Genomic DNA, 2,197 nt, shown 5'->3' with positions numbered 1-2,197 from the left:
ATAAACGAGCCATCGGCATTTGCTTTTACTATAATTTGTTCAAACTCTGCTGCCGTTTGTAAGCGGCTTTGCGCTGTGACTGTTGCATTAAGTTGTTGGCCTTCAACCGCGGGCATGCCCCCTAGTTGACCGGCAGATACTTGCGCATTTTGCGCACTAATTGAGGTGCTAATATCTGCAGGTGTTAGTTTGTAGTTTTGCAGCTTGGCTGGATCTAACCATATACGCATAGCATATTGCGACCCAAACAGCTGAACTTCACCTACCCCCTCAACGCGCGAGATAATATCTTGTACATTCGATGACACATAATCACCAATATCGATATTGGTCATGCTGCCGTCTTTTGATACAAAACCAAGTACCATTAAAAAGTTACGTGCAGATTTAGCCACAGATACCCCTTGCCTCTGCACTTCTTCTGGCAATAAAGGGGTTGCTGTAGCTAACTTATTCTGCACTTGTACCTGGGCGATATCTGGGTCTGTGTCGGCACTAAATGAAAGCGTAAGCGTTGCTGAGCCGCTTGACTCTGAGGTTGACGACATATATAGCAAGCCATCTAGCCCTTTCATTTTTTGTTCAATTACTTGCGTAACCGTATCCTCTAAGGTACGTGCTGATGCCCCCGGATATGTTGCCGTAATACTAATTGCTGGCGGTGCGATTGATGGATACTGCGCTATAGGTAAACTTTGAATAGCCAAAATACCTGCAAGCATAACCACGATAGCAAGTACCCATGCAAAAATGGGTCTATCGATAAAAAATCGTGACATTAAAACTCTCCGTTATTGCGCTTTGTCGGCTGTTGCAGACGATGAAACTTCAGAAGGGTTTACCGGTGCTCCTGGACGAATTTTTTGTAATCCTTCAACAATCACTTGATCGCCATCACTTAATCCATCGGTGACTAACCAGTTTGAGCCAATCGTTCTATCAACTTTTAACACGCGGCTTTCAACGGTGTTTTCTTTGCTTACCACCATGGCTGTTGGCTCACCTTTGGTGTTTCGGCTTACTCCACGCTGAGGCACTAAAATAGCGTCTTGTTTTACGCCCTCAACCACAGCGGCACGTGCATACATGCCTGGCAATAATAGTTTGTCTGGATTAGGAAACTTGGCACGCAACGTAACCGAACCCGTGCTTGGGTCTACCGTTACCTCAGAAAACTGCAAGGTGCCTTTTAAGGGGTAAGTTGAGCCATCTTCCATTTGTAGCTCAACTTCAGTTTGAGCTTGTGAGTCCACACTCAATGCACCTGAAGAAATTGCTTTTTTTAGCTGGGTTAACTCGTTACTTGATTGTGTTAAATCAACATATATAGGGTCAAGCTGAGTCACTGTTGCCAGTGCCGTTGTTTGGTTCGCACTCACTAGCGCACCAACCGTCACATTTGATTTACTAATTTGACCACTAATCGGAGAGGATACATGACTATAATCTAAATTGATTTGGGCAGTTTTAAGCTGTGCTTTTGCTGTTAAAAGTTCAGCCTGCGCTTGCTTTTGTGCTGCATCGGCTTCATCAAAATCTTGCTGACTCACAGCTTTAATTTTTAAAAGCTCGCTATAACGCGACGCTTTTGATTTAGTGCTGGCAATACTTGCCTCTGCACGAGCAACAGCTGCTTCGCTTGCTGCTAAGTCAGCTTCAAATGTAGCGGGGTCAATTTGATAAAGCGATTGGCCTTTTTTAACTTGCGCCCCTTCTGTAAATAAACGCGATTGCACAATACCACTTACTTGCGGGCGGATCTGTGCAATTTGAAAAGCACTAATGCGACCGGGAAGCTCCTTTTTTAATGTAAGCGCTTGGCTTTTTAATGTAATTACACCAACAGGTACTACTTGTGGCGCTGAAGCTTGTTGCGAGTCAGCTGCTTGGTCACAACCTGTTAAAGCAACAGACCCAACCAGGGCTGTTAATACAAATAAAGCAATGCGAGAACGCTGCATGTTAAATACCTTTTAGTCGATTTATCTCTAGAATGAACGATCATTCTAAAGCAATTTAATAGGATTATAAATCTCAAAAGGCGTAAATTTACACTAACTTACAGTTGAAAATTATACCTAATTACTAGGTTGTAGAAAATGTTAATTTGATGAAAAATAAAACACACAAGTATATAAAATAAACATTCACTGCGTTTTTTGTTGCAGGTTAGAAAACAAAAAAGCCAAGCTAAGCG

General features: G+C 42.7%; 2 protein-coding genes. Both read right to left on the bottom strand.

Annotation, left to right across the window (positions count from 1 at the left end):
- Positions 1–779 (bottom strand): efflux RND transporter permease subunit (locus AABI99_RS18140; RefSeq protein ID WP_338367517.1); only part of this gene is annotated, 779 nt, incomplete at its 3' end.
- 12 nt (positions 780–791) lie between these two features.
- Positions 792–1,961, bottom strand: a complete 1,170-nt coding sequence (locus AABI99_RS18135; RefSeq protein WP_338367516.1) for an efflux RND transporter periplasmic adaptor subunit — start codon at positions 1,959–1,961, stop codon at positions 792–794.
- Positions 1,962–2,197 lie beyond the last annotated feature (236 nt).

The sequence above is a fragment of the uncultured Pseudoalteromonas sp. genome (assembly GCF_963922945.1).
GTDB lineage: Bacteria > Pseudomonadota > Gammaproteobacteria > Enterobacterales > Alteromonadaceae > Pseudoalteromonas.
The sequence above is the reverse complement of the archived record's forward strand: the minus strand, read 5'-3'. Positions and strand labels throughout refer to the sequence as shown.

What these genes read in the sequence shown, in the direction of transcription:
- AABI99_RS18135 (WP_338367516.1), bottom strand. Translation starts at nt 1,961, where the DNA reads ATGCAGCGTTCTCGCATTGCTTTATTTGTATTAACAGCCCTGGTTGGG.